Consider the following 22,591-nt stretch of genomic DNA (forward strand, 5'->3'; position numbering starts at 1 on the left):
GCGGCGGCACCGCCCGGGCACCGGAGAGGACCGCGCGCGGGGCGCCCCTCTGGACGCCTCACGCCCCCGACGGTCCCGCCGCGACCTCCGTGCCCCCGCCGCCGTCCGTGCCCTCGCCCCGGCCGTCCGTGCCCTCCGTGCTCTCCGCGTCCTCGCCGCGGCCGTCCGCGGGAGCCGTGCGTTCCGTGCCCTTCGTGCCCTTCGTGCCCCTGCCGCGGCCGTCCGCGGGAGCCGTGCCGGTCCGCGCCGCCCAATGGCAGGCCACCGCCCCCGCCGAGCCCCCGGCGAGCACCGGCGGGTCCTCCGTACGGCATCGGGCGGCGACATCGTCGGCGGCGCCCGAGGCGAGGACCTGGCAGCGGGGGTGGAAGCGGCAGCCGGGCGGTACGCGCGACGGGTCCGGCGGCTCGCCCGCGAGGACCACCGGCGGGACCGGCGACTCCGGCAGCACCGACAGCATCGCCTGTGTGTAGGGGTGCCGGGGTCGTGTCAGCACCTCCTCCACCGTTCCCGTCTCCACGACGCGCCCCAGGTACATCACGGCCACCCGGTCCGCGATGTTCCACGCCAGACCCAGGTCGTGGGTCACCACCAGCGCGGAGAGGCCCAGTTCGTCGCGCAGCCGCAGCAGCAGGGCCAGGATCTCGCCCCGCACCGAGGCGTCCAGGGAGGCCACCGGCTCGTCGGCCACGATGAGTTCGGGCCGCAGCACCAGCGCCCCCGCGATGACCACCCGCTGGCGCTGGCCGCCGGACAGCTCGTGCGGGTAGCGCAGGAAGAACCGCTCGGGCGGGCGCAGACCCGCGCGCGAGAGCGCCTCCGCGACCGCCGCCCCCTCGTCGCCGTCGTAGCCGTGGATGCGCAGCCCCTCGGACACCGCGTCGTACACGGTGTGCCGGGGGTTGAGCGAACCGCTCGGGTCCTGCAGCACCAGCTGCACCCGTCTGCGGTACGCCCTCAGCGCCCGCGAGTCGTAGCCGAGCGGCACGCCCCCGAACGACACCCGCCCCGCCTCGGGCCGTACCAGACCGAGCAGTGCCCGGGCCAGGGACGTCTTGCCGCAGCCGGACTCGCCGACCAGCGCGACGATCTCCCCGGTGCCGATGTCCAGATCCACGCCGTCGACGGCGCGCGCCGGGGCGGCTCCGCGCCGGCCCGGGAAGGACACCCGCACGCCGGAGGCCGACAGCAGGGGGACGGCGGCGGTATCCGGGGAGACCCGGCTCCGGTCCGTGCCGGTCTCGTCGACAGCGCTCACGAATCCTCCCGCACACCCACGCGCACACAGGCCGCGAGCCTGTCCGGCCCGGCCTCCCGCAGCTCCTGGTCTTCCCGGCCGCACACCTCCAGCGCCACGGGGCAGCGCGGACGGAACGTGCACCCGCCCGGCAGCGCAGAGGGGTCCGGAGGATCGCCGGGCAGCCCGCGCGGGGCCCGGCGCGAGGCGGGGTCCCCGACCCGCGGGAACGCCGCCGACAGTGCCTGCCCGTACGGGTGCTGCGCCGCGTCGTACACGGCCCGGGCGGGGCCCTCCTCCACCACCCGGCCCGCGTACATCACGGCGAGGCGGTCGCAGGTGTCGGCGAGCACCGCCAGATCATGGCTGATCATCAGCAGTGCGATGTCCTCCCCGGACACCAGCTGCTCGATCAGCCGCAGGATCTGCGCCTGGATCATCACGTCCAGCGCCGTCGTCGGCTCGTCGGCGACGAGCAGCCGCGGTCCGCAGGCCAGCGCCATCGCGATCATCACCCGCTGCCGCTGCCCGCCGGACAGCTCGTGCGGGTACGCCGCGGCGCGCGACGCCGGCAGCCCCACCTGCTCCAGCAGTTCGGCGGTTCGCCGTTGCGCGGCCGCGGGCGTCGCCCGGCCGTGCACGAGCACCGGCTCCGCGATCTGGTCGCCGATGCGGTGCACCGCGTTCAGCGAGTGCATGGCCCCCTGGAAGACGATGGACGCCCCCGCCCAGCGCACCGCCCGCAGCCGGCCCCAGTTCATGGCGAGCACGTCCTCGCCGTCCAGCAGGATCTCGCCCGACAGCCTGGCCGACGCGGGCAGCAGCCGCAGCAGCGCCAGGGCCAGCGTCGACTTCCCGCAGCCCGACTCGCCCGCCACCCCCAGCTTCCGTCCGGCGCCGAGCGTCAGGTCGACCCCGCGCACGGCCGGGACGGCGGACGCCCCTGATCCGTACGTCACCCGCAGTCCCCGGATCTCCAGCAGACTCAACGGGACACCCCCAGCCGGGGGTTGAGGACGGACTCCACGGCCCGTCCGCACAGGGTGAACGCCAGCGCCACCAGTGCGACGGCGATCCCGGGCGGCGCGAGGTACCACCAATGGCCCGACGACACCGCGCCCGCCTCCCGGGCGTCCTGGAGCATCCCGCCCCACGACACCACCGACGGGTCGCCGAGCCCGAGGAAGGCCAGCGTCGCCTCGGTGAGGATGGCGGCGGAGATGCCGAGTGTCGTCTGGGCCAGCACCAGCGGCATCACCTGGGGCAGCACATGACGGGTCATGATGTGCCGGTGGCCGCCGCCGAGGGCTCTCGCGCGCTCGATGTACGGTCGCGACTCGACCGCGATCGTCTGCGCGCGCACCAGCCGCGCCGTCGTCGGCCAGGTCGTGACGCCGATGGCCAGGATCACCGTCCACACGCTGCGCGACAGCACCGTGGCCAGCACGATCGCCAGGACCAGGGTGGGCATCACGAGGAACCAGTCGGTGATCCTCATGACGGCCGTGGAGATCCAGCCGCGGTAGTGCCCCGCGACGATGCCCACCAGCGTGCCGATCGCCACCGACAGCGCGGCCGCCAGCAGCCCCACCGTGAGCGAGATCCTGGAGCCCCAGACCAGCAGCCCGAGCAGGGAGCGGCCGAACTGGTCCGTGCCGAGGGGGAAGGCGCCGCTCGGCGGCTCCAGTGCCCTGCCGGGCGCGTGGGTGACACTCTGGACGTCGCCGCCGACCAGCCACGGCGCGGCCAGGGCGATCAGGGCGAGCAGCGCCAGACCGGCCAGACCCGCGACCCCGGCTCGGTGGGTGCGGTACCGCCGCCAGAAGCGCGCGACCGAGGCGCGCCGGCGTGCCCAGTGCAGCGACCTCGCCGACCTCGCCGGCCCTGCCGGCCCCGTGGACCCCGTCGCCCCCGTGGGCCTCTTGGACCCAGTGGACCTGGTGGACCTGGTGGACCTGGTGAACCTCGTCATCGGCCCACCCTCGGGTCGAGCAGCGGATAGAGCAGGTCGGCCAGCAGGTTCATCAGGATCATCGCCCCCGCGAACACCACGAACAGCCCCTGCACCAGCGGCAGGTCGGGAACGCTCAGCGCCTGGTAGAACAGCCCGCCGAGCCCGGGCCAGGAGAACACCGTCTCGACGAGGATCGATCCGGCCGCCACATGGCCGAGGTTGATGAAGACCATCGTCACCGTCGGAAGCAGGGCGTTGGGGACCGCGTGCCGGCGTCGTACGTCGTCGTCCCGCAGCCCCTTCGCCCGGGCCGTCGTCAGATAGTCGCCGCCCATCTCGTCGAGCAGCGAGGAGCGCATCACCAGCAGCGTCTGCGCGTAGCCGACGGCCACCAGGGTCAGCACCGGCAGCACCATATGGTGCGCGACGTCGAGGACGTACCCGGCGCCGGAGGTGCCGCCCGACTCCATCCCGCCGGTCGGGAACATGCCGGGCACCGGCCCGATCCCCACCGAGAAGGTGATGATCAGCAGCAGCCCGAGCCAGAACGACGGCACCGACCACAGCGTCAGCGCCACGCCCGTGTTCAGCCGGTCGCCGATCCCGCCGTGCCGCCATGCCGAGCGCGTACCGAGCCAGAGCCCGAGCGCCGAGTAGACCACCACGGCCACACCGGTGAGCAGCAGTGTCGCCGGCAACTTCTGGGCGATGAGTTCCCCGACCGGTGCCCGGAACTGGTACGACATGCCGAGATCGCCGGTCAGTGCACCGGCGCAGTAGTCGGCGAACTGCCTCCACAACGGCTGGTCGAGGCCGAACTGACGCCGCAGCGTCGCCAGTTGCTCCGCGCTGGTCGGCATGCCGTGCGTCATCGCCTTGACCGGGTCACCGGGGATGATCCGGAAGAGGAAGAAGCTGGTCACGAGGACGGCGAACAGCGACACCACGGCTCCGCCGAGCTTGCCGGCCAGATAGGACAGATAGGCCAGATAGGACGGGTAGGACGGGTAGGCAGGGTTCGCCGCCTTCCCGCCGGCCGTCCGGCCCGGGCGTGCGCCGGGGGAGCCGGGCGACGCCGCCGCGACCTTCATCTCGATCCCGGAGGCCCCCGGCGGGGCGGTGCCCGCCGGGGCGTCCGGTACGTCGGGCGAGGGGCCGGAGGAGCCCGTGGTGCTGCTCATCGGCTACTCGCGGTCGTCGGCGGTGGCACGGCGGCGCCGACTGGTGAGGACGCCGACCGCTATGACCAGGACGACCGAGATCCCGATGCCGATGGCCACCGTGGCGGAGGAGCCGCCGCCGCCCGAGGACGCCCGGCCCGCGGCGGCCGGCTCCGCGGACCACCAACTCCAGTAACCGTCCTGGCCGTACAGATTGCCCGCGGCCTCGGGCATCGTCGTGATGGACTTGATCTGGTCGGTGCGGTAGGCCTCGAGAGCGTTCGGGTACACCATGACGTTCATGAAGCCGGTGTCGTACAGCCGGGACTGCATCTGCCTGACCAGGTCGCCGCGTTTGGCCGCGTCGTACTCCACCGCCTGCTGCGCGTAGAGCCGGTCGAAGCGCTCGTCGCAGATGAAGTTGTCGGTCGCCCCGGTGTCCGCGGGGGTGGCGGGCAGGGCGGAGCAGGTGTGGATGGACAGGACGAAGTCCGGGTCGGGATTGACCGACCACCCGTCGAAAGCCAGGTCGTAGTCACCCTTGAGCCAGGGGTCGGACACATTGTCCAGGCAGTCGACCTTCAGCCCGATGCCGAGGTCTCCCCACCACTCCTGGAGGTACTTGCCGACCGCCTTGTCGTGGGGATCGGTGGCGTGGCACAGGATGCGGAAGTCCAGCGGCCGGCCGTCCTTGCCCAGCCGCTTGCCGCTGCCGTTCCGCCGGTACCCGGCCTCGTCGAGCAGTGCGGCCGCCTTCGCCGGATCGTGGGCGATCCGCTGGGCGGCATCCGGCTTCCAGAAGTATTGGGCGAAGCGAGGCGGGATGTACCCCTCGCCCTCCACCGCATGCCCCTGGAACACCTTGTCGACGATGGTCCGCCGGTCGACCGCGTGGAACAGCGCCTTGCGCACGACCGGGTCGAGCAGCGCGGGGTGGCCGCTGCCGAACCTGCCGCCGTTCTTCGCCCGTGCGCCCGGGTTCGTGGCGAGCGCGAAGAAGCGGCGGCCCGGAGCATCGTTGACCTTGATGTTCTCGGCGTTCTTCAGGGAAGCCGCCTGCGCCGGGGTGAGGTTGGGGACGAAGGAGACCTCGCCCTTGCGCAGCGCGGCGACCGCCGCGTCACCGTCCTTGTAGTACCGGAACACGAGCTCGTCGAACTTCGGCGCGCCGCGCCAGAAGTCCTTGTTGGGCCTGAGCCGGATGTACCGGTCGACCTTGTAGTCGGTCAGCACGAAGGGCCCGTTGCCCACGATCGGGAACCGGGTGTCGTTGTTGAACGTGGAGAAGTCGCCGACCTTCTCCCAGATGTGCTTCGGCACGATCGGGACGTCCAGCGCCGTCATGGTGGCCTGCGGCTTCTTGAGCCGGATGACGAGTGTCCCGGGGTCCGGGGCGGTGACCTCGGCGAAGTTGGCCGTGAAACTGCCGTTGGCGGTCGCGGCGTTCGGGTCCTTCATCATCTTGTTGAAGGTCCAGGCGGCGTCCTCGGCGGTGGCCGGTCTGCCGTCGGACCAGGTGGAGTCCTTGCGGATGGTGTACGTCCACGTCAGCTTGTCCGGTGAGGGACTCCAGGCGGTCGCGAGTCCCGGGACCGGGCGCGCGTCCTTGGGGTCGTAGTTCGTCAGGTACTCGTAGACCAGCCGGTGGACGCTGGTGGAGACCAATCGCTGGGCGAGGAACGGGCTGAGGGAGTCGACGCTCTGCGAGACCGCCACGGTCAGGACGTTGTCCGCCCCGTCCTTGCCGTCACTCTTGCCGTCGCTCTTGCCGTCGTCGGCGCTCGCGCCGGCGCCGTTCGCGCTCGCCGGGGCGTCCATGAGCTGCCCGGTGCCGCGCACGGCACCCGGTGTCTGTGCCTGTGCCTGGGCCTGCGACTGCGCCTGTGCCTGCGGCGGGACGGCGGAGAGGGCGGAGGCCGCGATGCCGGAGGCGAGCAGCAGCCGCAGCAGGCGGCGGGGGCGGCATCCCGCCCGCGAGCGGAGGAAGGGGTTCGGGCCGGGGGAGCGGTGCGGAGCCGTTGTGATCATAGGACGTTGACCTCGCGTCGTAACTCGCGTGGAGGAGGCACGTGGATCTTCTGGGCGCCAACTGGTGATGCGAAGGTCTATCAGCGTGGTCCAGACGAGTCAACAACGCCGTGACGCCGCGTCAAAGTGCTGCTGGGCTGCGCGAACGCCGAAGGGCTCGCACCGTGGAGCACGGTGCGAGCCCTCATTGGTCTGAACCCCTGACGCCCTACTGCTGAGAGGCCGGCGGTGCCTGCGGCGGCTGCTGCCCGGGGTAGCCGTATCCGTGCCCGGCGGGGGGCACGTGACCCTGCGGTTCACCCTGTTCCGGCTGACCGGGTATCCCGCCCTGGGCCGGCGGCTGTCCCGGGTGCGCCGGCTGGTCCGGGAGGGCGCCCGGTCGCGCGGGCTGCTGCGGGGAGGCGCCCGGCGGGATCGGCTGCTCCGGGAAGGCGCCAGGCTGCGGCGGCCCGGCCGGATGCGGCACCGGCGGCGCCTGCGGCGGGGGCGCCTGCTGCCACTGCTGCTGCGCGCCCGGCACCGGTCCGCCGTACTGCGGCTGACCGCCGGGGGCGCCCGGTCCCCCGAACGGCGGCTGTCCACCCGGCTGATGAGGCTGACCGGAGTGCTGCGGAGGCTGAACTCCCTGCTGCGGCAGGCCGCCCGGCTGGCCGGGGTGGTACGGAGGGTGGCCGGGGTGCTGCTGCTGACCGGGGTGCGGCGGCTGCCCGGGGTGCGGCGCGTACGGCGGTCCCGGCTGCGGCTGACCCCCGTACGGCTGGTTGGGCATCGGCGGCGCCATGTGCGGCGGCTGGTGGCCCTGACCGGCGGACGTCCACAGGCCCTGTGCCTGCTGGGCCCGGGCGAAGTCCTCGGCGACCATGGCCGACAGGTTGAAGTACGCCTCGCGCGTCTTCGGGCGCATCATGTCCAGGTCGACCTCCGCGCCCGCGGACAGGTGCTCGTCGAACGGCACGACCACCACACCGCGGCAGCGGGTCTCGAAGTGCTGGACGATGTCCTCGACCTTGATCATCTTGCCGGTCTCCCGGACCCCGGAGATCACGGTGATCGACCGCTGCACCAGATCCGCGTAGCCGTGCGCCGAAAGCCAGTCGAGTGTGGTGCTCGCGCTGCTGGCACCGTCCACGGACGGCGTGGAAATGATGATCAGCTGGTCGGCGAGGTCCAGCACGCCACGCATCGCGCTGTAGAGCAGGCCCGTACCGGAATCGGTGAGGATGACCGGGTACTGCCTGCCCAGTACGTCGATGGCCCGGCGGTAGTCCTCGTCGCTGAACGCCGTCGACACGGCGGGGTCCACGTCATTGGCGATGATCTCCAGACCGGAGGGCGCCTGCGAGGTGAACCGGCGGATGTCCATGTACGAGTTGAGGTACGGGATCGCCTGGACCAGGTCGCGGATGGTCGCACCGGTCTCGCGCCGCACCCGCCGCCCGAGCGTGCCCGCGTCCGGGTTGGCGTCGATCGCCAGGATCTTGTCCTGGCGCTCGGTGGCCAGGGTGGCGCCGAGCGCGGTGGTGGTCGTCGTCTTGCCGACGCCGCCCTTGAGACTGATCACCGCGATCCGGTAGCAGGACAGCACCGGGGTGCGGATCAGGTCGAGCTTGCGCTGCCGCTCGGCCTCCTCCTTCTTGCCGCCGATCCGGAACCGGGCCGAGGGGTTGCGGGTCGACTTGGCCTTGGGCTTGGTGTTCCGCAGCAGACGGTCGGAGGACAGCTCCACCGCCGCCGTGTATCCGAGCGGCGCACCCGGTACGGAGCGCTCGCGCTGGTCGTGTGCGACCGGCTGGGGCCAGGCCGCACCCGTGCGGGGATCGACCGGGCCGACCGGGGGCTGCTGCACCTGCCCATGGGGATGCTGCTGGGCGGGCGCCTCGGTCTGCCGCCCCGGCTGCGGAGCGGCCGGGCCGGGCATGTGCGGTGGCTGCCCGCCCCGGGGTGCCTGGGGCGGCAGCGCGGCGGTGTCGCCGGGTTGCCGCGTCGTCTGGGGGAAGCCGTAGCCGCCCTGCGGGAATCCGTGGCCGCCGTGCGGAGGCCGGGCCTCGGGGGCCGGCGCGGCCGGTGGCAGCGGTGCGCCCGACTGCTGCGCCAGGGACGGGTCCGGGCCGTACGCGGGCGGGGGGAATCCGTAACCGGCCTGCGGTGCGGCCGGACCGGGCTCCTCAGCGCCTTGCCGGGGCGGGGCGGTCGGGGGCCCGGGGAAACCGTGACCGCCCTGCGGGCTCGCGGGCCGCTGGTGCGGGACGCCCGGCGGGGGAGAGCCGTGACCGGCGGGCTCACCGGGCGCCCCCGAGGGCGAGGACGGCTGCCGGGGAGCCGGGGTTGTGTGCCGGTCCGCCGACTGTGGCTGTACGGGCCACTTAGTTGGTGGTCCCGGTTTGAGAGGCTGCGCCGTGGCTGCGCCCCGACGAGGGCCACGCACCTCATCCCGAGGGTGTCCAGAAGAGCGACGACGTCGTCCGCGTCGCGGTACGGGCGCACGGCCTCGGCCGGGGTGTCGCCGAAGCCCCGGAAGTCGGGGCGCACGACCCGGTACCCGGCCCCGGCCAGTGCGTCCCTCTGCTCGTCCCACATCCGGCGGTCGCAGACCGACGAGTGCAGGAGCACCACCACGGGGCCGTCCCCCGCCACATCGTGAAGCGCCGGATGCCCTGGACGGTGGCGGGCAGGACGGTGGTGTAGTTCTCGACGCTGAACTGCTTGCCGTCCTGCGGGGCGCCGGGCGCCGGAGCCCAGGGCTGCGCGCCGGCCGGAAGCGGGTGAGCGCCGTGCGGCAGGGCCGGGGGCGCGTCGTCCCGGGGTACCTCGGGCTCGGGGACGGCGCCCTGCGGGACGGTGCCGGTGGGTACGGAGCCGGGGGGCGTGAGGTCGGCGGGAGCCGCGCCGGACGGCTCGGCGACGGGCGCGGTGCCGGCCCGTTCGGCGACGGGCGCGGTGCTGCCGGACGGCTCGTTCGTGCCGTGGTCGCCGTGGTCGCCGTGGTCGCCGTGGTCGCCGTGGTCGGCCTCCGACTTCCCGCCGTGCCCGCCGCGCCCACCGTGCTCGCCGACTTCGCCCATCCCGTCCCCGGCCGCCGGACCCTCCCCGGCGGCGCCGTCCGCGGTCCCGTCCGCGGCGCCCTCGCCGGTGGCCTCGTCCGCGCCTGAGGGCTCGCCGGGCGTCTCGGGTTCCTGAACGGATGCCCCCTCGTCCGCCCGCTCGTCCGCGTCGTCGGCACCGGTGGTCGGGGCCGGGGCCCCGTCGGCCGTACCGGCCCCCTGCCGCGCGGCCGCGGCGGCTGCCGCCGCCTCGCGCTCCGCGAACTCACGCTGGAGAGCGGCGGGGGAGAACCGCATCGTCGCGCCGCTCTCGACGTCACCGCCACCGAACGGCTGCGCCGCCGCACCGCCCGGAACGGCGGAAGCCGGGGCTGCCGGACCGTCCCCGGCCGGGTGAGCGGGATCGTGAACCGGCCCCTGGGCCGAGTTCGCCGCGGGTGCGGGTGCGGGTGCGGGTGCGGGGGCCGACGCCGGCTCGGCGGACGGCGCGTTCGCCCGGTGCTGCGCCGGGGCGGGCCCCGGGTTCGTCTCACGGTGCGCCGGGGCGGGCACCGGCGGAGCGTGGTTCGGCTCGAATCCGCCGTCCCGAGAAGGGCCCGGCATGGCGACCGGTGCCCCGGACGGCGGCGCGGGCGTCGCCCCCTGCGCGGCGGAGCCCCCCGATGCGTCCCCCGCCGCGTTCTGCGTGTACCAGGCGGGCGGGGTGTAGTCGATGGTGAACTCACCCGTCATCTCTGCGGGCTCCGCGTCGGACTGATCGTCGACGGGCGTGTGCCAGCCCTCGCGGATCTCGTCCCGATCGCCGTTCACTGTGCCTCCTGTGGTCGAGCACCCTCGTGCCGTGGTGGGTGGGGGCGACCCTGTCCGTCGTCGGCCCGCCCGGCTCTTCCCCGGTACGGCGCCGCGCACCTGCCCGCAGGTTCCCCGCCGCGCCCCGACCCACCCTAATCGCCAACACCGACGGTACGGCAGGCCGGAGCGCGCCCGGCGACTGTCCCCTGCGTCACTCCCCACGGGCGCCTTCGCAGGCGACGGGCGGGAGCCCGGGCGTGACGGGCGAAACCGGCGGAGCCGCGGGCAACAGGGCGGTCGAGGCGCCACAGGATCGGCACATGCGGTGCACCTACCGGCCGCCGTACCGCCGCCGTACGGTCACTCAGGTACCTCCCGGCCGCCGCTCCGCCCCGTACGGACGGGGACCACCCGCCGATCGCCGTGCCGGGAGCCCCACCGTCCAGGGCGGTGGCGGGCGCCCCCGGAGCCCCGGCCCGAAACGCTCAGCCCGGGCCCGACGCGCCACCACGGTCCGGGCCGTTCAGCGCGGGCCCGAGGCGCCGCCCCGGACACCCGAGCGCGCATCGCCCCGGTCCGGGCCGGTCAGCGCCGGTCAGCGCAGGTCGAACTCCCCGTCCCGGGCGCCCAGTACGAAGGCCCGCCACTCGGCCTCCGTGTAGCGCAGCACGGTCTCCGGGTCCAGCGACGACCTCATCGCGACCGCGCCGCCGGGCAGATACGCGATCTCGACCCGCTCCTCGTCCGGGCTGGTGCCGGGCGCACCCTGCCACTCGACGCCGGAGATGTCGAGGGCGTACAGCTCGTCCTTCTCCTGTGCGCTCCCCATGCGTCACGCTTCCTTTCGGTGGTGCCGAGTCGAAGTGCCCCGAACCGGCCGGGCCGTGCTCTCCCCCGCGAGATCCCCGTAGACCCTTGTGGATCCCCGTGGATTCCCATGGATCCCCGAGAGAGGCCGCACATCCGGATGTTGCCCGGGTCACACGGGCATCCTATCCAGCGCCGTTCCGGTCGGCAGCCGCCCGAGGACCGCCGCACGACCACCCCGGGGAACGGCCGGTGCCCGGTCGCCGGCATGTCGGTCGATGGCCGCCTGCATGTCAGTCGATCCGCCGGGCCACACCCAGCAGCCCGGTCTCGGCGTCCGTCCCGCTCGTCATCACCCAGTGGCGCTCACGCCCCGAGACCCACAGCGTCACGCCGTCGGCGAGGGTCGGCAGCGCGTCGCTCTCCGCCCGGCCGAGCCCGAGGATCCGGCCGATCTGCTCGGCCTCCTGCGGCGACACCCGCTGCACGCCCACCAGCGTCGCGTCCCGCAGCAGGCGCGGTGCTACGGGGCTCAGATAGGGGAGCAGCGTGAGCACCGACTGCCACGGCGACGACACCACGCGCCCCCGCGGAGGCCGCATGCCGCAGTCGCGGACCACCACCACCGGACTCCCGACCGTGGCACCCATCGGCGGCACGCGCCCCACCTCGTGGAGCGTGATGCACTCCAGCCCCGCCCCCGCCGCCTGCGCCAGTGCCGTCCACGCATGCGCCCGGCCGGTCTCCACCGCCACCCGGGCGCCCGTGCCGGCAGCCCGCAGCGCCAGCACCTGCGCCGTCCAGAGGCCGCCGATCAGCAGCACCTCGTACGGAACCGAACGGTGGAAGCCCACCATCTGGGGCCGGCCCTCGGCGTCGTCGCCGATCACCACCCCGTCGTCGCCCACCGGCAGGGACAGGGCACCGAGGTCCTCCGCCGCCATGGTGTGCCCCGGGTGCCGGGGACCGAACAGCCCCCTCAGCACACGTGCGGAACCCGTCGCCGTCCCCATCACCGCGTACCTCCCAGCGGCATCGTCGCCAGTGCCCCGGGCAGCTGCTCGCGATCCAGCCGCAGCAGACCGACCTTGGCCGACCGCGCGGCCTGCTCCAGCTCCCGTCGCACCCCCACCAGTTCGGTGTCCGAGCCCCCCGTGATCCGCACGTGCCCGCTCACCGCCAGCGCTCCCTGCCGTGCACCGCGCCGCAGCGCGAGGCTGAAGGTCGTCGCGTAGGCCGGGGCCGAGGTCAGCGTCGACACCAGCGTGGGCAGCGGCTGCGCACCGCGTCCCAACTCGGGCCAGCGGCCGACGGCGTACGTCGTGTGCCAGCGGTCGTCGCAGCGCCAGACCCGAGAGGTCTCGGCGGTACGGCGCTGGGCCGCCGCACCGGGCCGGCCCGCGAGCGCCGCGGCCCGTGGACTGGCGCAGACCGCGGTGGCGATCGTGGAGTTGAGCTCCTCCTGGTCCAGGACCAGCGACTCGAACCCGGCCCCGGTGAGCCGGCTCGCCACATGGTCGGCGACCCGCACCAGACAGCGCTGCGCGCCCTCGACGCCACCGCCGCGGGCCGCTACGGCCTCCCGGCAGAGCTCCGGGTCCAGCCTCACGGCCACCCACGTCATCCTCAGCGCGGGAGCCCCCGTGCGCTCCTGCAACGGGCCGTAGGACAGCCGCGCCACCGACTGCTGCGGCAGATGCGGCGCGGGCGCGGAACGCACCTGCTGGACCAACTGCACCGACTCCACGGTGATGTCGTCGACCCGCAGCGCGCCGCCCAGCAGCGACATCGGCAGAGCCCGCGCCCCGAAGGCGGGCCGCAGCCCGGAGCCACTCGCCTCGACCCGTACCACGGCCGTGAGGAACGAGCCGTCCCCGAGCATCCCGACCGTGCGGCGATCACGGTCCACGTAGGTGAACGGGCGTACGCCGGGCGCGGCTTCCGCGAGAGGCGCCAGAGACGGGTCCACCTCCGCGCCCGCGGGCCCGGCGGCCCGGCGGCGTGCCCGCAGCCCGACGGCCGTGGAAAGCCAGTCCGGCAGCGCGTGACCACGCCTGCGCAGCACCGCGAGCAGCAGCAGGGCCGCGGCGGCCGCGCAGGCGGGGAGCAGCCAGAGGCCGCCCAGGGCGGCACCCACCAGGACCAGCGCGAGCGCCAGCTCCACCAGCACCAGCTGCCGCAGCCGGAAGGGGCCGACACGGCCGGCACCGGCGAGGGGCCGCAGAGTGGTCGCCGAAGGAACGGCCGGGGCAGCGTCGTTCGCCGGGGCGTTGCTGCGTTGCCGCCGGGAAGTCTCCGGGGCCTGCCCGGAAGTCCGCCCCCGTCGCGAGCGAGTCGCCGTACTCATCGCCGCGTTGCCCCCTCGTGTCCGTATGTACCGATCTGCCATGGGCGTTGACCGGGCGATCACCCTACCTGAGCGGTGGGGCGCAAGCGCCGGCAGGCATAGTAGGGAGCTGTGCGGCGGCGTGCCCCAGCGCGGGGGTGTGGCAACCTGGTCGCCCAGCGGGGAGAGGGACAGCGGACAGATGGCATCACGTCGGGACGAACTCAACGCATACACCTTCGCGAAGCGGAGACTGGTCGCGCAGTTCGTGCAGCCGAACACGACGGGGTCGGAGGAAGGCGCCCCCCGCCCCCTGCGCGCGGTGGTCCCCGGAGCCATCGTGGCCGTGGTGGTCCTGGCCGTCTTCGGCGCGTGGGGCATGTTCAAGCCGGTGGCCCCGCAGAACTGGGACACCCCCAACGAGAACGTCATCATCGCCAGCAAGTCGACCACCCGCTACGTGGTGCTGAGGACGAACGGGAAGAAGCAGCTCCACCCGGTGCTCAACATGTCGTCCGCGAAACTGCTCCTCGACCCCGACAAGGGCAAGGTCGTCAACGTCGACGAATCCGTGCTGGACAACGGCAAGATCCCGCATGGCGCCACCCTCGGCATCCCCTACGCCCCGGACCGGCTGCCCGACGCGAAGGAGGCCGGAGTCGCCAAACGCTGGGCGGTCTGCGAACGGCCGGGCGAGGGCGGCCGCGCCATCCAGAAGGCCGCGTTCGTCCTCGCCGAGCGCGAACAGCGGAAGACCGAGGGCGCCGGCCGGCTGCGCGGCGGAGAACTGCTCTACGTCGAGGGCCCCGACGCGACCCGCTACATCGTCGACGCCAAAGGCACGGCCTACCCCGTGGACGAGGACGAACTGCTGCTTCGGCAACTCGTCGGCCTCGGACGGGCACCCCAGCGGGTGTCCGCCGCCTGGCTGGACACCCTGCACAAGGGCGACAGGATCGGGTTCCCGGTGGTTCCGGGCGCCGGCGCGGACGCCGGTGTCCCCGGCGGCCTCCCGGACGAGGTGAACAAGGTCGGCATGGTCCTCAAGGCCACCGACGGCACCCGGGTCCAGCAGTACGTGGTGCTCAGCGGCCGCGTGGCCCCCGTGACCGACTTCACGGCCAAACTGCTGCTCAGCAGCCGCGATCTGATCGACCTCGCCCCGGACGGCCGCGCCGAGTCCGTCAGCCCCGCCGCCATCCGGCCGGGCCGGGCCTTCGGCCGGGACAAGAAATGGCCCGAACACGCCCCCGAGCCCGTCAACTCGGCCGGCACGGACGAGGGAAGCCGCAACACCGTGTGCAACGTCCTCCGCGAGGTGCACGACGACGGCTCGACCACCCTCAGCACCTGGGCGGGCACCGAGTTCCCCGCCACGCTGCCCACCGGTTCCAGCAGCGCCTACGTCACCCCCGGCTCCGGTCAGCTCTTCCGCCAGTTCAAGGGCTCCCGTACGGACACCGGCTTCCTCTTCCTCGTCACCGACACCGGACTGCGCTACGCCATGCAGTCCAACGGCGACAGCGCGACGGACGACTCCGGGATCGGGGCGTCCGGCTCCGCCAAGGAACGGGAGGCCCGCCGGCAGGAGGCCCAGCAGGCCCAGAACCGCCTCGGCTACAAGGACGTCGAGCCCGTGCCGGTACCGGCCGCCTGGTCCGCCTTCCTGCCGACCGGGCCTCGTCTGTCCACCGGCGCCGCGCGCCAGCCGCAGGGCTCCTGAGGCAGGGACCCGACCTGACATGACGCACCTGTACCGGCGCCTTCTCGCCGCCCCGGCGGCCGCCGCGCTCGCCGTCGTCGTCCCGGCCGGCCCCGCTGCCGCGAACGGTACCGACCAGTGCACCTACCCGGGCAAGACCTACGAGGGCCGCCCCTGGGCGCTGCAGCGCGTCCTGCTGGACGAGCTGTGGAAGCAGTCCACCGGCAAGGGCGTGCGGGTCGCCGTCATCGACACCGGCGTCGACGTCAAGCACCCGCAGCTCGCCCCGGCGGTCGACGCCGGAAGCGGCCGGAACCTCCTCGACCGGGACCTCAAGGACGCCAACGGCGACAAGCTCGAACGCGGCAGCGAGAACGGCACCACCGACACCGTCGGCCACGGCACCAAGGTCGCCGGCATCATCGCCGCGCGCCCCGCCAAGGGCACCGGATTCGTCGGTCTCGCCCCCGAGGCCACGATCATCCCGATCCAGCAGAACGACGCCGAGGGGCACGGAACCGCCGAGACGCTCGCGCGGGCCGTCGACCACGCGGTGGCCGAGGGCGCCGGGGTCATCAACATCTCCCAGGACACCGCCAACGCCGTGGAACCGACACCCGTGCTGAAGCAGGCCATCGACAGGGCCCTGGAACGGGAGGTCGTGATCGTCGCGTCGGCCGGCAACGACGGCATGGGCGGCAACGTCAAGAAGACCTACCCGGCCTCCTACCAGGGCGTCCTCGCCGTCGCCTCGTCGGACCGCAACAACGAGCGGGCGGCGTTCTCCCAGTCCGGGGACTTCGTCGGCATCGCGGCCCCCGGCGTGGACATCGTCTCCACGGTCCCAGGGGGCGGCCACTGCGCCGACAACGGCACCAGCTTCTCCGCGCCCTACGTGGCGGGCGTCGCGGCGCTCCTCAAGAGCAAGCACGAGGACTGGACGCAGGAGCAGATCGTCGCCCAGATCCAGCAGACCGCGGAACGCTCCGTCGCGGGCCACGACCGCCTGGTCGGCTGGGGTGTCGTCGACCCGGTCCGCGCTCTCACCGAGGACGGCGAGCCGATCGAGAAGCCCGTCGCCCGCGAGGGCCTCTCCGGCGCCGAGGCGCCGACCCCCGCCGAACTCCACCTCGGCGAGACCGCCGATGAACGCAACGCCCGCCTCGCGACGTACGTCGTCGTAGGCGGCGCGATCCTGGTCGCCGTGATCGTCGGCGGCGCGGTGACGGTGCGGGACGCGCGGCGGCGGGCGAGGGGACCGGAACCGGAGACGGGGAACCGACGGGCGGAGGAGCCAAGCGCCGGTCGCATCTGAGTACCTCTACGGATGCGGCACTCGTTGCAACCGCATAGTGTCCTTGAGCGTCCGGCGACGCGGCCGAGCCGGGGAAGTCGGGTGACGGATAAGACACTTGGGCCTGTCAGAGGCAGTGACTAGAGTGGCCTGTGTGTATGGGTGAATGGCGAGTTGGATGAAGAGTCGGATGGCGAGTCGAATGACGAGTCACCACGATCCACGGCCGCACTGTGTGAATTTCTTGTGACGACTGTAAACGGGGAGGATCGGTCGTAATGGCGCCAGGGGACGGTGGCGGGGGCGCCGCCGCGCGGGATCTCGAGCGTGGTGTGGGTGCGCTGAAGCGCTTCCAGGAGCGGGTGAACAACTTGCTCGCGGAACTGGAGAACGGGGCCGGCGGTACGAAGAAGGTCGCCGCGCAGGCCGTCTCCCGGGGGTCGTTCAGCGGCGCCAACATGCCTTTCGCGGAGGCGGACGGCTTTTACACCCAGTACAACCGCGTCCACAAGGCGCTCACTTCACTGTCCAAGTCGCTGGGCGATCAGATCGAGCTGCTGAGGATCGGGGTTCACGGGGCGGATGTCGGTTTCGACAACGTCGAGGAGGATCTGCGGTCTCGCTTCCACCGGATCCGGACACGCCTGGACCAGGAGCGTGAGGCGCACGAGAAGCGCGACAAGCCGCAGGGTGACGCGCCGGGCCAGAACGCAGACGTCAAGGACGTCGACACCGAGGACATGGGGTGACACCCGATGAGTGACGACAAGCAACCGGAACTTACCCCTGAGCAGCAGGCGGCCGAGGTAACCGAGCAGCAGACCGACGACTCGGCCCAGATCGAGACGGTCTTCGGCGCCACCGACGCTTATCAGCGCATGACGGCGCTGATGGACGACATCGGCATCGGCAGCCGGGGAAGCCTGTTCGGCAAGACCAGTTTCGAGGGCGCCGACCTCAACGCGATGCTCGACCTGTTGGACCAAGCCAATCCGTCGGACCTGGAGAACGCCGGACGGGAACTCGGCAAGGCCCGGGACGCTCTCAATGCCGCGGCGCAGGAACTCGACGACTACGTCAAGAGCGTCCACTGGGAGGGCGAGTCCGGCAGGGAGTTCCGCAGGTACGGCACGGAGCTCGCCAAGTACGCCTGGGGGCTGGGGACGTTCGCCAACAAGGTCAGCACGCAGATGGAGGTAGCCAGCACGGGCCTGACGTCCGTGCGCAACTCGAAGCCACCGAGGGACGGACGACTCGTCCGGAAGAAGGCGGAGGACTTCGCTCTGCCCGAGCGCCGGGCGGACAACCCTGAGTACGCCGAAGCGGTGAAGGTGGAGGAGGACCGCCAGGAGGCCATCAACCAGATGAACCGCCTGGCGTCGTTCTATGCGGTATCGGAGGAGTCCCTGGCGGCGCAGGAACCGCCGCCGATGCCGAAGATGCTGCAGGCGGACGTACCGCGGCCGCGAGAAGGCGGACTCTGGAACGAGCCCGCCGGTGGCGCAGGGGCCGAAGCCTCGGGTGCCGCAGGTCAGCCTGCAAGTCGTGAGAGGACCGAGACGGCAGGAGTCTCTGACAGCTCAGGGAAGGAAGCCCTCGGCGCATCTCCTTCGGTGCCTGGTCGGAACACCTCGATGGAGATCGACAGTGTCGTCGCCCCGCCTGCCCCTTCGGCTGCAGCGCCCAGTGCCTCGCCTCCCCCTTCCGTCAGCAATCCCGGCACACCTCCAAGCCCGGTTGCGCCGTTGGCCCCGAGTTTCGGCGCCGCGAAGAACACCGTGCCGCGAGCAACCGGTACTTCCGGCGTAGCCAAAACCGGAACCGGCCCGGCTGCGCAAGCAGTCGGACGTCCGGGCGCGTCGGGCGGCAGTGCACCCGCCGCCGGTCGCGCCGGTGCGACCGGTCGACATGGTGCTGCTCTCGGGGGTACACACCCGGCCACTGGGAACCAAGGGCCGGTCGGTCGGCCTTCAGGCCCCATGGGCGCGAGCACCGCGACTGGGCGCGCCGGTGTCATGGGTACGCCGGGCCAGACTCCCGCCGGTCGACAAGGTGCCATCGGCCAGCAGTCAGCGGCACGCACCGGCCAGACGCCATCGAGCGGCGCTCGCACAGGCCGTGCGGACGGCATCGTTGGGGGCACGCCGCAGCGTTCTCCAGCCGGCTCGCCCGCGCCTCGGATCCCTCTGGGCACGGTCGTCGGTGCCGAGGGGGTAGCTGCGGGCCGTACCTCGGCGCCTCGCCCCGGCCAGTTCGGAGTCATCGGCGCGAGCACCGGAAATGTCACGCAGCGCCCGACGGGCAAAGGCACACCCAGTGCGAACGGAGTCGTAGGCACACCTCGCAACGCACGTCCTGTCGGCGGTAGCGGCGAGAGACAACCCCGTGATCAGGGCCGAGACCGCAACGTGTCCGCTCGACCTGACAACTTGTCTGAGGATGAGCAGACGTGGTCGTCACAACGACGCGGTGCTGTACCGCCGGTGATTGACTAGGCAAAGGGAAGGTTCGGAAGTCGGGATGGCGGCAGGAACAAATCAAGCATGGGCGATGCCCACCTGGCGGCGTGTCGCGTGCATACTGGCTTTGGCCGGAGCATGCTCCGTCGGCATGGCGCCCAGCGCCACTGCGGCAGATATGGAGTCTCAGCAGTGGTACCTGAAGGCGATGCACGCCGATGAGATGTGGAAGAAATCCACCGGCGAAGGAATCAAGGTTGCTGTCATCGACTCGGGCGTAAACTCGAAAACACCTTCCTTGCAAGGCCAAGTGCTCAAGGGACTTGATGCCACGGAGGCGCCCGGCGAGGCCACAGATGACTACGAGGGTCATGGCACGACCATGGCTGAGTTGATCGCCGGCACGGGAAAGGGCGGCGGTATACGCGGCCTGGCACCGGGGGCAAAGATCATTCCCATGCGAGTTGCCACCAAGGCGTTCCCGAAGGGCGTCAAGGTGAACGAATGGGATGAGGTGGTGGCCATGAGAGCTGCCGCCGACAGTGATGCACAGATCATCAGCGTTTCGATCGGCAATGAGTTCATGTCCGAGCGGGAACGTGAGGCGATCAGGTACGCGCAGAGCAAGGGCAAACTGGTATTCGCTGCTGCAGGCAATTCGGCCAAGAAGGGCAACAAGCCCAGCTACCCTGCCAAGTACGAAGAAGTGGTCGCGGTTGGTGCCATTGATCGTGATGGTCGAGTCGGTGACTACTCGCACCACAGCGAGATTGTCGACCTTGCGGCGCCCGGTACTGACATTCCCTACTGGTGCGATTCCACCTTTACTCGATACTGCGACGGCGGTGAGGGCACCAGTCAGGCTGCGGCGATCGCTTCCGCCTCCGCCGCGTTGATCTGGTCCGCTCACCCGGACTGGACCGCCAATCAGGTCCTCCGCGTCATGTTCGAGAGCGCGGGCCGCGGCGATGCGTGGAAGGGCGACTCGAAAAGCCATTACCTCGGTCACGGAGTCGTGCGCCCCAACGCCCACATCACCCGCGGTATCGGCAAGCCCGGTGCTCCGGATGTGAGCCCGCTGACCGACGAGGGGAATGGCGATGGCGCCTCCGCAGGCTCAGCTGCCTCGTCCGCGCCCGCTGCCACCCGGACACCCAAGAACGGTGAGGAGCCGGGCACCGTGACGACGGGTTCCGGCAAGGCCGCGGACGACAGCGGTCAGTTGGGCCTCATCCTCGGAATCGGTGGAGCCGTGGCGATTGCGGGCGCCGCATTCGCCGTAGTCCGACGACGGCGCACCGGCTGACCGAACGGCCGGGCCGTGGGTCGTCCAGAGCCCGGCCTTTCGTCGAGCTTCGCCTGGTTGCTGCCCGGTGAGGCGCGATCCAACCACTTACACCAATAGTTCAGAAGGGAACGCGACTGTGTCACAGGGCCAGCGGCTTTCAGACCAGCAAGTCATTCAGCTCGAGAAGCAGCTCTTCGAGAAGTTCAACTCGATCAAGGGCCAGCTCCAGCAGATCCAGGGCACGATCGACAGCCTTGAGGGCCAGTGGAAGGGCATCGGCGCCGGCGCCTTCAACGCGAAGCAGCAGGAGATCAACACCTCGATGGTGCGTCTCGGCAACATCCTCGCGAAGTTCATCGAGGCCATGAGCGCTTCGAGGAGGATCAAGGACGGCACGGAAGACGACGTCCGCGCCGCCGTGCAGGCGATCAACGTCGACCTCGGTGCCGGTGCGAGCGCCGCCCCCAGGTCGGGCCTCGCGGGTCTCTAGAACCGCCGAGCTCGCTTGACTTCGGCTGTCACGGCCGAAGCACCACCACACGTGAGATGAGGGAATCATGGGCATGAACTCGGGAGACGAGCTCGTCGTCAAGTACGGCGGCCTTGACCTGGCGGCGACCACGCTCGGCAACCAGGCCAAGAAGCTCGAGGAAGACCTGCGGGAGATCAAGACGGCCATGGCCACCGTTGCCGCCGGCTGGGAAGGTGAGGCCCACAACGCCTACGTCCAGGAGCAGGTGAAGTGGGACAAGGAGGCCGCGGACATCCACCGCGCGCTCATGCAGATCGGCCAGGTCGTGGCGAACGCGGGCGGCGACTACATGGGTGGCGACAAGAAGGCCGCCAGCTACTTCGCCTGACGTGTCCCGGCTGCGGCCGGTGACTCGGAACGCCGATCAGGGGTGGGCACGCGCGAGGGGTGCCCACCCCTGATCCGGTGTTTCGGGGAAAGGGACCCGCTCGAAGCGCGATCACCGGTCAGACCGAGAGCGTGATCATTGTCGAACCTTTGACGTCCGGGGCATCCTGACTCAGCTCATGGACGACCACGACTGCCGGCCTCCTGTACGTCCATCCGGTACCGCCTCAAGCATCGGCAGGGCCGGGGTGCCCGTCCCGAAGACGAGGCTGCCCCGGTCCAAGCTCAACCGGAAGCCGTGACCGGGGACCATACGCCGAACCACTGCTCGGCGCCCCATTCCTCGAACCGTTGCACCTCGGTGAACCCCAGCTTCGCCGCGAGGCGCATCGAGCGGTCGTTGGCGGTCTGGGTGCAAAGCACCACCGGCTCGCCGGGAAGCCCGTCTGCGAACCAGTCGAGCGCCGCCGCACACGCCTCGGCGGCATACCCGCGTCCCCACGCCTCCGGCAGGAACATATAGCCGAGCTCGGTCTCCCCGGCCTCGGGACGGACGTGCCCCGGGCGCTCCGCGTCGCGCCGATCGAGCGTGATCGTGCCGATCATCGCTCCGTCGAGATCGACCACGAAAAGGCCGGGGCGTCGGCCTGGCAGTTCGGGCACCGCGTGTTCGAGCTCGTCACGGGGTCGAGGGCCGCCGAGGTAGGTGCGTACCTCCGGCAGGGCGAACAGTTCGATGAACGCAGCGCGGTCCCGGGCCTCGGACTGACGGAGTACAAGCCGTTCGGTCCGTATCGGGGCGGGTGGCCAGACGACGGTTCCGAGCTCGGTCATGGCGGCAACCTATCGCACGCCCATGAGGGCAATCCGAGAGAGCAGGCCACGGCCAGGGCCTTTGTTCGAGGCCCGGTCGGTCAACAGTCGCGGCAGGTCAGCACCCGGGTAGCGACCGAACTTACCGCCAAGGGGCGGCAGGTAGAGCTCCAAGCCGGCGGCCGCGAGGGCGGCGTGCAGGGTCGGCGATGGGTGATGGTGGGAAGCGGGTCTGCGGGTTCACCCGCTTGAGCATGCCTCGGATTCTCTTACCGAGTCGGTGTACTCCGTGATCAGCTGTTTCATGGCGGCTGTGCTGCCAAGGCCGGGCGAACGCACTTCGATGATTGCGAACATGTCTCCTGTGAACGAGGGGTTACGGCACGGGTCGACCCTTGCCACCGCGCCTCCGGCTTCGTAGAGATAGCTGCCGGTCGTCTCGTACTCGGCCATGTCGATGTGTTTGGTGTCGAGTGCCACTGCGGTGATCCGCGCGTTCTTCTCCCGCCAATCCTGACTGGCCGTCAGAGCGGGCTTCCCGTCGACGCGGACCTCACACCGCTTGGTCCCCTTCACTGGGGATGCCTCGGCTGTGGAAAGTGAGGAGCCGCCTGGAAGGAACGGGGCCAAGGAGGTGGGCTGCACTGCGATGCCGCACAGCGAAGCAGGGACTGAGTACTTCCGCGCCTGCTGAGGCTCCTCGGAGCATCCGGTCAGCGCGGCAAGCGCCGCAATGGCCAAGGCGGCACAGGCGCGCCCGGAGCCAGCCATGCGTGGGGCGGGGTACTTCTTCAACGCGAACCTCGTTGTATGTCCTTGAAGGGATCCGGT

The 22,591-nt window shown here is 71.6% G+C and carries 18 protein-coding genes and 2 pseudogenes; 7 read left to right on the forward strand and 13 right to left on the reverse strand.

Annotated elements, in window-relative coordinates:
* Positions 1–58: 58 nt before the first annotated feature.
* The 11 genes and pseudogenes from DDW44_RS22800 to eccE form a co-directional block, all read right to left on the reverse strand.
* A complete protein-coding gene (locus DDW44_RS22800) occupies positions 59–1,258 on the reverse strand; it encodes an ABC transporter ATP-binding protein (protein ID WP_108907557.1) in 1,200 nt (399 codons plus the stop codon).
* Positions 1,255–2,226 (reverse strand): ABC transporter ATP-binding protein, encoded by a 972-nt coding sequence (locus DDW44_RS22805; RefSeq protein WP_108907558.1) that lies wholly within the window; start codon positions 2,224–2,226, stop codon positions 1,255–1,257. Before DDW44_RS22805 ends, DDW44_RS22800 begins: the two co-directional genes overlap by 4 nt.
* Complete coding sequence (locus tag DDW44_RS22810; RefSeq protein ID WP_108907559.1) at positions 2,223–3,209, reverse strand: ABC transporter permease; 987 nt, start codon at positions 3,207–3,209, stop codon at positions 2,223–2,225. The genes DDW44_RS22805 and DDW44_RS22810 overlap by 4 nt, the downstream gene beginning before the upstream one ends.
* The gene (locus tag DDW44_RS22815; protein ID WP_425275699.1) at positions 3,206–4,282 is read right to left on the reverse strand and encodes an ABC transporter permease; all 1,077 of its coding nucleotides are present in this window, start codon (positions 4,280–4,282) and stop codon (positions 3,206–3,208) included. The genes DDW44_RS22810 and DDW44_RS22815 overlap by 4 nt, the downstream gene beginning before the upstream one ends.
* A gap of 93 nt (positions 4,283–4,375) precedes the next feature.
* Positions 4,376–6,379: an ABC transporter substrate-binding protein gene (locus DDW44_RS22820; protein ID WP_108907560.1), complete on the reverse strand. Its 2,004-nt coding sequence runs from the start codon at positions 6,377–6,379 to the stop codon at positions 4,376–4,378.
* 208 nt (positions 6,380–6,587) lie between these two features.
* Positions 6,588–8,297: a MinD/ParA family ATP-binding protein gene (locus DDW44_RS33380; RefSeq protein WP_425275656.1), complete on the reverse strand. Its 1,710-nt coding sequence runs from the start codon at positions 8,295–8,297 to the stop codon at positions 6,588–6,590.
* A 548-nt stretch (positions 8,298–8,845) separates the two neighbouring features.
* Positions 8,846–8,956, reverse strand: a pseudogene (locus tag DDW44_RS33385) (alpha/beta fold hydrolase); the annotation flags it as partial.
* A 1,196-nt stretch (positions 8,957–10,152) separates the two neighbouring features.
* Positions 10,153–10,521 (reverse strand): annotated as a pseudogene (locus DDW44_RS33390) (hypothetical protein); the annotation flags it as partial.
* A 286-nt stretch (positions 10,522–10,807) separates the two neighbouring features.
* On the reverse strand, positions 10,808–11,041 hold the full coding sequence (locus tag DDW44_RS22830) for a DUF397 domain-containing protein (protein ID WP_017947724.1): 234 nt from the start codon (positions 11,039–11,041) through the stop codon (positions 10,808–10,810).
* A gap of 271 nt (positions 11,042–11,312) precedes the next feature.
* Positions 11,313–12,032: a hypothetical protein gene (locus tag DDW44_RS22835; RefSeq protein ID WP_017947725.1), complete on the reverse strand. Its 720-nt coding sequence runs from the start codon at positions 12,030–12,032 to the stop codon at positions 11,313–11,315.
* Positions 12,032–13,366, reverse strand: a complete 1,335-nt coding sequence (gene eccE, locus DDW44_RS22840; RefSeq protein ID WP_208647997.1) for a type VII secretion protein EccE — start codon at positions 13,364–13,366, stop codon at positions 12,032–12,034. Before eccE ends, DDW44_RS22835 begins: the two co-directional genes overlap by 1 nt.
* A gap of 181 nt (positions 13,367–13,547) precedes the next feature.
* Between eccE and eccB the strand changes: the two genes are divergently transcribed.
* The 7 genes from eccB (at position 13,548) to DDW44_RS22875 (ending at position 20,948) form a co-directional block, all read left to right on the forward strand.
* Complete coding sequence (gene eccB / locus DDW44_RS22845) at positions 13,548–15,068, forward strand: type VII secretion protein EccB (RefSeq protein ID WP_108907561.1); 1,521 nt, start codon at positions 13,548–13,550, stop codon at positions 15,066–15,068.
* Positions 15,069–15,087: 19 nt separating this feature from the next.
* A complete protein-coding gene (gene mycP, locus DDW44_RS22850; protein WP_108907562.1) occupies positions 15,088–16,362 on the forward strand; it encodes a type VII secretion-associated serine protease mycosin in 1,275 nt (424 codons plus the stop codon).
* A gap of 257 nt (positions 16,363–16,619) precedes the next feature.
* Positions 16,620–17,090: a hypothetical protein gene (locus DDW44_RS22855; RefSeq protein WP_108907563.1), complete on the forward strand. Its 471-nt coding sequence runs from the start codon at positions 16,620–16,622 to the stop codon at positions 17,088–17,090.
* Between the two features lie 6 nt (positions 17,091–17,096).
* Positions 17,097–18,836, forward strand: coding sequence for a hypothetical protein (locus tag DDW44_RS31765; protein ID WP_134407279.1), 1,740 nt, complete (start codon positions 17,097–17,099; stop codon positions 18,834–18,836).
* 115 nt (positions 18,837–18,951) lie between these two features.
* Entirely contained in the window at positions 18,952–20,106 is a 1,155-nt protein-coding gene (locus DDW44_RS22865) for a S8 family serine peptidase (protein ID WP_341867077.1), read from the forward strand.
* Between the two features lie 118 nt (positions 20,107–20,224).
* Positions 20,225–20,578 carry a WXG100 family type VII secretion target gene (locus DDW44_RS22870; RefSeq protein ID WP_017947732.1) on the forward strand — a complete coding sequence of 118 codons (354 nt, stop codon included), beginning with the start codon at positions 20,225–20,227 and terminating at the stop codon, positions 20,576–20,578.
* Between the two features lie 67 nt (positions 20,579–20,645).
* A complete protein-coding gene (locus DDW44_RS22875) occupies positions 20,646–20,948 on the forward strand; it encodes a WXG100 family type VII secretion target (RefSeq protein ID WP_018891795.1) in 303 nt (100 codons plus the stop codon).
* A 284-nt stretch (positions 20,949–21,232) separates the two neighbouring features.
* Here the strand turns inward: DDW44_RS22875 and DDW44_RS22880 are convergent, their stop codons facing one another.
* Positions 21,233–21,781 (reverse strand): GNAT family N-acetyltransferase, encoded by a 549-nt coding sequence (locus DDW44_RS22880; protein WP_108907565.1) that lies wholly within the window; start codon positions 21,779–21,781, stop codon positions 21,233–21,235.
* A gap of 219 nt (positions 21,782–22,000) precedes the next feature.
* The gene (locus tag DDW44_RS32915) at positions 22,001–22,555 is read right to left on the reverse strand and encodes a hypothetical protein (protein ID WP_240800719.1); all 555 of its coding nucleotides are present in this window, start codon (positions 22,553–22,555) and stop codon (positions 22,001–22,003) included.
* Positions 22,556–22,591: the final 36 nt, after the last annotated feature.

Source organism: Streptomyces tirandamycinicus (assembly GCF_003097515.1).
In the GTDB taxonomy this organism is placed as follows: domain Bacteria; phylum Actinomycetota; class Actinomycetes; order Streptomycetales; family Streptomycetaceae; genus Streptomyces; species Streptomyces tirandamycinicus.